Here is a 7,774-nt window from a genome sequence, read left to right as displayed (position 1 = left end):
CTGTTGTGCTTTTCGGTAACAGTAGGTTCCGTTGACGGAATGCCGTCTGATTTCCCGACTGACGGTGGCGGGATGACAACCGATGTTCTGTGCGATTTGGTTTAGGGGTAGGTTGCGGTAATGTCTGGAAATGTAGTATCTTTGGTGTGAGGTCAGTTGTGTGTAGGCCATATTGCAATCTTTCTTGTCAGGAAAGGCAGTATACTACCGCATACTGGCCTTTTCTGTTATTGGAAATTGCACTTGTTAGGCGAATGTAAGGGCCTGTTCACAATAAATAAATGAACAGGCCGTCTGAAATCATGGATGAAATGGTTTGTAACCTATAAATATCCGGAAAGGCAAAGCTATGCAGTCTGTGATTCATAAAACAGGTCTTGCACTGGCCATGGTGTTGAGCAGTTTTTTGCTGTTTGCTGCCGAATTAACCGCCATTCCGCCGCTCACGGCGCCGGTGATGGACAGTGCGCAGATGATGAGCGCTGAAGCGCGAGTCGAGCTGAATACGCATTTGACACAATACAGCAAAGAAAAAGGCAGCCAGATTGTGGTGTTGACCGTGCCGGCGATTTCACCGGAAAGCCCGTTTGATTATGCTTTGCGCGTGATGGAAACATGGCAACCGGGTCGCAAAGACATCAACGATGGTGTCTTGTTGCTGCTGGTGCGTGATGAACGCAAAACGCATTTGGCCGTCGGCCGCGGCTTGGAGGGCGCAATTCCTGATGTGTACGCCAAGCGCATTTTAGATGATGTGATGCGACCGTATTTGCAGCAAGGCCAAACTGATGCTGCGATTTATCAAGCAGTCGGGCAAATCGAACGGCTGATTGCCGGCGAGGGTTTGCCGGAAGCAGCGACCAGTGAATATGCCGAGCCGGCAGGTGAAGATGCATGGATGATGTTGCTGTTTGTGCCATTGGTGGCCGGCAGCTTCTTGAAATCCATTTTCGGCCGTATTTTAGGCAGCCTGATTACCGGCGGTGTGATGTTTGGTTTAACAGCCATGTTCGGCTGGGCATTGTGGATAGGCATCATTGCGGCCATTGGCGGAACATTATTTACATTCTTATTGGGTTCGAGCGCCTTTATTTCCGGTGGCGGAGGTGGTTTCGGCGGCGGCTTTGGCGGCAGTAGCCCACGCGGCGGCTGGCGAAACGGTGGCGGTGGCTTTGGAGGAGGCGGCTTCGGCGGCGGAGGCGGTGGTTTTGGAGGCGGCGGCGCTTCAGGGAGCTGGTAATGGAACAAAATAGATTTAAACGTTTATGGCAACACTGGAAATACCCACGCTGGCGTGTCGAGAAATTCTTTCCGACTGCGGATTTAGAACGCATCAGTCGCGAAATCGGTTTTTCAGAGCAAAAACATGCCGGCCAAATCCGCTTTGTGGTCGAATCGCGTTATGCCAACAGTGAAATATTGGCAAATGTTGACCCGCATACCCGTGCGCTGCAATGGTTCGGCCAGTTGGGTGTATGGGATACCGAACACAACAGCGGTGTGCTGGTGTATGTTTCCTTTGCCGATCATGTGGTGGAAATTGTGGCCGACCGTGGTGTCAGCCGCAAAGTGCCGCAAGAAAAATGGCAGGCAATTTGCGATTTGATTCGGGAATCTTTCCGCAAAGAGGAATATATTCAAGGTTTGGAAAACGGTTTACAGGGCGTCAGCCATGTATTGACCGAATTTTATCCGCGCGAACTCAATACGATTTATCGTGATGACTTGGATAATGATGTCATGATGGTGTAATGAATATATTCAATTGAAAGGCCGTCTGAAAACCAAAGGGTAATTGGTTTCAGATGGCCTTTTTAGTGTTGTAAAAATGAAAAAACAAATTGTTGAATATTCAATACAAGCTAAAATTTTATAGAAAAATAAATTACATCATGAAATAATATAGTTAAATATAAATATATCTATTAATCATATTTGATTTGCATAATAATAATTGCGGTGGAATTGCTAAAAAAATATATCCATACAGTATAAATATTCAAATTGAATTTTTAATTCGATATTATATATGATAAAGTAATTTTTCTATTTAGTTATTTTATAAATCATAAATAAATACATATGCTTAAAATTTATTTAGATGAATTATTTGCTGAGGTATATTCGTTAGAAAAAATTGCAGAAATATTAATATTAGTAAATAAAGTAAATATTATTTTAGTATTTTAAGTCCCTTTTGTCATTTATTTATACCGTTTGCCTAGTCATAATAAATGTAAATAAAAATATCACTAGAATGACATTGCTTACTAAATAGCTTGATTGCTCTAGGCTAAAGTCAGCATTTTTTTTATATTTTTGGGAGTGATACAACATGACTTATTATTACGGCGGTTTTTCTTCGGCCAGTTACAGCTACTGTGCCCCAGCTAAATCATACAGCATCAATAACTACTGCTCACCGACTACTTCTTACAAAGTGAGCTACAACAACTATTGCGCCCCTTCTTATTCTATTAAATCTTCTTCATTGCTTTCATTGTTCTGCGCACCAGTTTAGCCTACATATAAAGTGGTGTGCTATACCTACACTTACGATTGCACCCCAATCAAACCAATTGTTCCAAAACCAGAACCAAAATCAGAACCAAAACCTGAGCCTGTTCCAGAACAAAAACCAGAGCAGAAACCTGAACAACAACCTGCCCCAATTCCTGCACCAGAGCAAGAAGAAGTGTGCGAAGACTGTGTAGACGATCAAAACCAAGAAAATACTTTTGGTGGCAAAGATACCAATCCGGGTAATGTCATCAATGTGGTAAAACCTGAAGATGGTGCAAGCCATACTGAAGGTACTGCAGTTAAAGACACTATCTATGGTACCGATGGTGAAGATGTCATTTATGGTAAAGATGGTACTGATGTGATTTACGGTGGCCCAGGTAACGATACCATCAAAGGTGATAACGATGGTGATAGCCTGTATGGCGAAGCCGGTAAAGATTACTTGAATGGTGGTACGGGTAACGACTACCTGAATGGTGGTACTGGTGCTGATATTATGCGCGGCGGCGATGGCGGCGATGCTTACTATGTCGATAATGTAGGTGATGAAGTTATTGAAGATGGTAACCTTGCTTCAGGTCATGACGCTGTACGCAGTGAAATTGACTACACCTTGCCTAAGAACGTTGAAGACCTGTACCTGCAAGGTGATGGTGACATCAACGGCACCGGCAACGAGTTGAACAACACCATCAACGGCAACTCAGGCAACAACAAACTGTTCGGTATGGACGGTGATGATTGCTTAGTTGGCAAAGATGGCAACGATTACTTGGACGGCGGCTTAGGCGACGACGTATTGATCGGCGGCTTGGGTAACGACACTTACTTCTTCGATAAAGGCTACGGCTACGACATCATCGAAGATAATGGTGGCGACGGTACCTTGGTATTTGGTGAAGGCTTCTGCTTAGAAGACGTAATCTTGTGCCAAGAAGGTGATGACTTGAGCATTACCTTTGCCAACAGCAGCGACAGCATCTTGGTAGGCGATTGGTTTGTTGGTTCTGACAACCAAATCGAAACCTTCAAATTCTCTGATGGTACTTCTTACCAAGTTGGCGGTTACAGCACCGGCGCCTTGGCTTTGGAGCAAATCCAAGAGCAAACCCAAGCAGCGATTGCTTAATATGGTTTAGCCGATTACGCTTGAATCAGGCCGTCTGAAAGACTTTTGTCTTTCAGACGGCTTTTTTTATTTGATGACAGACTGCCTTGTCTTCAGAAATTCGGCTAAAATAACACTTTTGAATCCTGACTGGAAAGACTCTCGACATGGCGGCAATCAGTTTGAAAAATATTTATTCGGGCAAAGTACGTGACTTATATGAAATCGACGACAAACGCATGCTGATGGTCGCTTCTGACCGTTTGTCGGCTTTTGACGTGATTTTGGACGACCCGATTCCCACCAAAGGCGAAATCCTGACGCAGATTTCCAATTTCTGGTTTCAAAAACTGGCGCATATTATGCCGAACCATTTCACCGGCGATACCGTGTACGATGTTTTACCGGAAAACGAAGCAAAAGCATTGGAAAAGCGCGCCGTTGTGGCGAAAAAACTTACGCCGGTGAAGGTTGAAGCGATTGTGCGCGGTTATTTGGCCGGCAGCGGTTGGAAAGACTATCAGAAAACCGGTACTGTTTGCGGCATTAAATTACCCGAGGGCATGCAGGAAGCGCAGCAGTTGCCGGAAGTGATTTTTACTCCGTCAACTAAAGCCGAAGTGGGCGACCATGATGAAAACATTAGCTTTGAGCAATGCGAACAAATTATTGGTAAAAAATTGGCAGCCGAAGTGCGTGAGAAAGCGATTCAGCTCTATACCGAAGCGGCCGAATACGCCAAGTCACGCGGCATCATTATTTGCGATACCAAGTTTGAATTCGGCTTGGATGAAAACGGCACCTTAACCTTGATGGACGAAGTGCTCACGCCTGATTCAAGCCGTTTTTGGCCGGCCGATCAATACCAAGTCGGCACAAATCCGCCTTCGTTTGATAAACAGTTTGTGCGCGATTGGTTGGAGCAAAGTGGTTGGGACAAACAAGCCCCAGCACCGAAAGTGCCGGTGGAAGTGATTGAAAAAACCGTGGAAAAATATCAAGAAGCGTTGAATTTGTTGACACGTTAAGATGTAATGAGGCTGTCTGAAAGGAATACTCTTTCAGACGGCCTTTGACATTTGAATAAAATCACCATATGGATTTAGCGGCAGTTTGCCGTTATAATTACAGGTTGGATGGTCATAAGAGGCCGTCTGAATATTAATCAACCCGCTGCATCAGCCTGAAACCCTAACCATGCACATTCACGCTTTAGTGTGCATCATTAGTGTTTTAGCGGTGCGGCAACATTGAAAGGACAAACATGTTCAATAAACACATCAAAACCTTCCAATACGGCGATCAAACCGTCACTTTGGAAACCGGCGAAATCGCACGCCAAGCCGCTGCGGCCGTTAAAGTATCGATGGGCGACACCGTGGTATTGGTTGCCGTCACCACAAATAAAGACGTGAAAGAAGGTCAAGACTTCTTCCCGTTGACCGTGGATTACTTAGAGCGTACTTATGCTGCCGGTAAAATCCCGGGCGGCTTCTTCAAGCGCGAAGGTAAGCAAAGCGAAAAAGAAATTTTGACCAGCCGTCTGATCGACCGTCCGATTCGCCCGCTGTTCCCGGAAGGCTTCTACCACGACATTCAAATCGTGGCGATGGTGGTATCGGTTGACCCTGAAATCGATTCTGATATCCCTGCCATGTTGGGCGCGTCTGCCGCCTTGGTATTGAGCGGCGTACCGTTTGCCGGTCCGATTGGCGCGGCGCGCGTGGGCTATGTGAATGGCGCATACGTATTGAACCCAACCAAAGCGCAATTGGCTGAATCTCAATTGGATTTGGTGGTTGCCGGTACTGAAAAAGCCGTATTGATGGTGGAATCTGAAGCCGACATCCTGCCTGAAGACGTGATGTTGGGTGCGGTGGTTTACGGCCACGATCAAATGCAAGTGGCGATTCAAGCCATCAACGAATTTGCCGATGCGGTTAACCCAGAAGTATGGGATTGGAAAGCGCCGGAAACCAATGAAGAATTGGTGGCTAAAGTGCGCGAAATTGCTGGCAATGCCATTGGCGAAGCGTTCAAAATCCGCTCTAAACAAGCGCGTTCAGCCAAACTGGACGAAGCTTGGGCAGCCGTTAAAGATGCTCTGATTACCGAAGAAACCGACACTCTGTCTGCCAACGAAATCAAAGGCATTTTCAAACACTTGGAAGCCGATGTGGTGCGCAGCCAAATCTTGGATGGCCAGCCGCGTATCGACGGCCGCGATACCCGCACCGTGCGTCCGCTGAACATTCAAACCGGCGTATTGCCACGCACCCACGGTTCGGCTTTGTTTACCCGTGGCGAAACCCAAGCCTTGGCCGTTGCCACTTTGGGCACTTCGCGCGACGAGCAAATCATTGATGCTTTGAGCGGTGAATACACCGACCGCTTCATGCTGCATTACAACTTCCCGCCGTATTCTACTGGTGAAGTTGGTCGCGTTGGTGCGCCGAAACGCCGCGAAATCGGTCACGGCCGCTTGGCCAAACGCGCTTTGTTGGCGGTATTGCCTGAGCCGGAAGATTTCAGCTACACCATGCGCGTGGTATCTGAAATTACTGAATCAAACGGTTCGTCTTCCATGGCTTCGGTGTGTGGTGGCTGTTTGAGCCTGTTGTCTGCCGGTGTGCCGTTGAAAGCACACGTGGCCGGTATTGCCATGGGCTTGATTTTGGACAACAACAAATTTGCTGTGTTGACCGACATCTTGGGCGACGAAGACCACTTGGGCGATATGGACTTTAAAGTAGCCGGTACCACCGAAGGCGTGACCGCGCTGCAAATGGACATCAAAATCCAAGGTATTACCAAAGAAATCATGCAAATCGCTTTGGCACAAGCCAAAGAAGCACGTTTGCACATCTTGGCGCAAATGCAGGAAGCTGTGGCCGGTCCGCAAGAATTGTCGGCACACGCTCCGCGCTTGTTCACCATGAAAATCAATCAAGATAAAATCCGTGATGTGATTGGCAAAGGCGGCGAAACCATCCGCGCGCTGACCGCTGAAACCGGCACCGAAATCAACATCGCCGAAGACGGCACCATTACCATCGCAGCGACCACGCAAGAAGCCGGTGATGCCGCCAAAGCCCGCATCGAGCAGATTACTGCCGAAGTCGAAGTGGGTAAAGTGTACGAAGGCACTGTGGTGAAAATCTTGGACAACAATGTCGGTGCGATTGTGTCTGTGATGCCAGGCAAAGACGGCTTGGTACACATCAGCCAAATCGCCCATGAGCGCGTGAAAAACGTGAGCGACTACTTGCAAGTCGGCCAAACTGTGAAAGTGAAGGCCTTGGAAGTGGACGACCGCGGTCGTGTACGCTTGTCAATGAAAGCATTGTTGGAAGCGCCTGCCGCTGAATAATCCATATATTAGTGCAAACGGCTTGATTCGTGTTAACATGAATCAAGCCGTTTTTTATGACGGATATTTTTCAGACGGCATGAGATGGTATAGCCGGTCAGAGGCCGTCTGAAACCATATTGCCCACATGGAAAGAAAGGAAGATTATGAAAACCTTATTCATCAAAACCATTGCCGCAGTAGCAGCCTTATCGGCGCTGAGTGCGTGTGCTGTTTCCGATTCAACCACAACGCATTACACCAACGATCCGAATGTGACCATCACGACCGATAAAAGCTGGGACGGTCTTAAGCAGCCGCTGCAAACTGCATTGTAAGAGCAAATTCGTGGTTTGAATAATCAAATGGTGGTGAACGATATTCGCAAAGTCGAAACCGATCGCCGCACAGTCAATGGCCGAGAATATGTGGCCTTGAATTTCCATGATGCCAATGGCCGCATTTTCCGCACACGCGTGTTGGCTTCGCAAATTACTGACGCGCAAATCCAGCAATTCAAAAAGGTTAAAGGCGCAACCTTTATCGGCGTGATTCCGGTATCTAATCGCGAAAATACTTATATGTTCCAACGCATTAGCGCTATGCGGATTTAAATCGTGAAATGACAACAGGCCGTCTGAAACCTAATTGTTTCAGACGGCCTGTTTATTTATAGTTGTTTAAAATTTCAATGTAAGTCGCCAACACCTTTTGCACGAATTTTTGGCAGCTTTTGCACTTTTTGAAAATATAAATCCTACCACCTTTTGCACATGATTAAAGCCCATTTA

General features: G+C 46.7%; 8 protein-coding genes. 7 read left to right on the top strand and 1 reads right to left on the bottom strand.

The features are described 5' to 3' along the window. Positions 1 to 171 (bottom strand): helix-turn-helix domain-containing protein (locus CRG49_RS14035; RefSeq protein WP_157807888.1); only part of this gene is annotated, 171 nt, incomplete at its 3' end. Positions 172 to 349: 178 nt separating this feature from the next. Here CRG49_RS14035 and CRG49_RS11530 point away from each other — a divergent pair. The 7 genes from CRG49_RS11530 to CRG49_RS11505 all read left to right on the top strand — a co-directional run bounded on the left by CRG49_RS11530 (position 350) and on the right by CRG49_RS11505 (position 7,597). Next, entirely contained in the window at positions 350 to 1,240 is an 891-nt protein-coding gene (locus CRG49_RS11530) for a YgcG family protein (protein ID WP_154143301.1), read from the top strand. Further along, the gene (locus tag CRG49_RS11525) at positions 1,240 to 1,752 is read left to right on the top strand and encodes a TPM domain-containing protein (RefSeq protein WP_095503563.1); all 513 of its coding nucleotides are present in this window, start codon (positions 1,240 to 1,242) and stop codon (positions 1,750 to 1,752) included. The genes CRG49_RS11530 and CRG49_RS11525 overlap by 1 nt, the downstream gene beginning before the upstream one ends. Positions 1,753 to 2,695: 943 nt before the next feature. Next, the gene (locus tag CRG49_RS11520) at positions 2,696 to 3,655 is read left to right on the top strand and encodes a calcium-binding protein (RefSeq protein WP_232727255.1); all 960 of its coding nucleotides are present in this window, start codon (positions 2,696 to 2,698) and stop codon (positions 3,653 to 3,655) included. Between the two features lie 146 nt (positions 3,656 to 3,801). After that, positions 3,802 to 4,662 carry a phosphoribosylaminoimidazolesuccinocarboxamide synthase gene (locus CRG49_RS11515; RefSeq protein WP_095503562.1) on the top strand — a complete coding sequence of 287 codons (861 nt, stop codon included), beginning with the start codon at positions 3,802 to 3,804 and terminating at the stop codon, positions 4,660 to 4,662. A gap of 236 nt (positions 4,663 to 4,898) precedes the next feature. Then, positions 4,899 to 7,004 (top strand): polyribonucleotide nucleotidyltransferase, encoded by a 2,106-nt coding sequence (gene pnp, locus CRG49_RS11510; RefSeq protein ID WP_095503561.1) that lies wholly within the window; start codon positions 4,899 to 4,901, stop codon positions 7,002 to 7,004. A gap of 146 nt (positions 7,005 to 7,150) precedes the next feature. Then, positions 7,151 to 7,321: a hypothetical protein gene (locus CRG49_RS13200; protein WP_154143303.1), complete on the top strand. Its 171-nt coding sequence runs from the start codon at positions 7,151 to 7,153 to the stop codon at positions 7,319 to 7,321. 15 nt (positions 7,322 to 7,336) lie between these two features. Beyond that, positions 7,337 to 7,597 carry a hypothetical protein gene (locus tag CRG49_RS11505; RefSeq protein ID WP_154143304.1) on the top strand — a complete coding sequence of 87 codons (261 nt, stop codon included), beginning with the start codon at positions 7,337 to 7,339 and terminating at the stop codon, positions 7,595 to 7,597. Positions 7,598 to 7,774: the final 177 nt, after the last annotated feature.

The sequence above is a fragment of the Neisseria sp. N95_16 genome (assembly GCF_002551535.2).
Classification (GTDB): domain Bacteria; phylum Pseudomonadota; class Gammaproteobacteria; order Burkholderiales; family Neisseriaceae; genus Neisseria; species Neisseria brasiliensis.
This window is presented reverse-complemented; position numbering and strand designations above follow the sequence as displayed.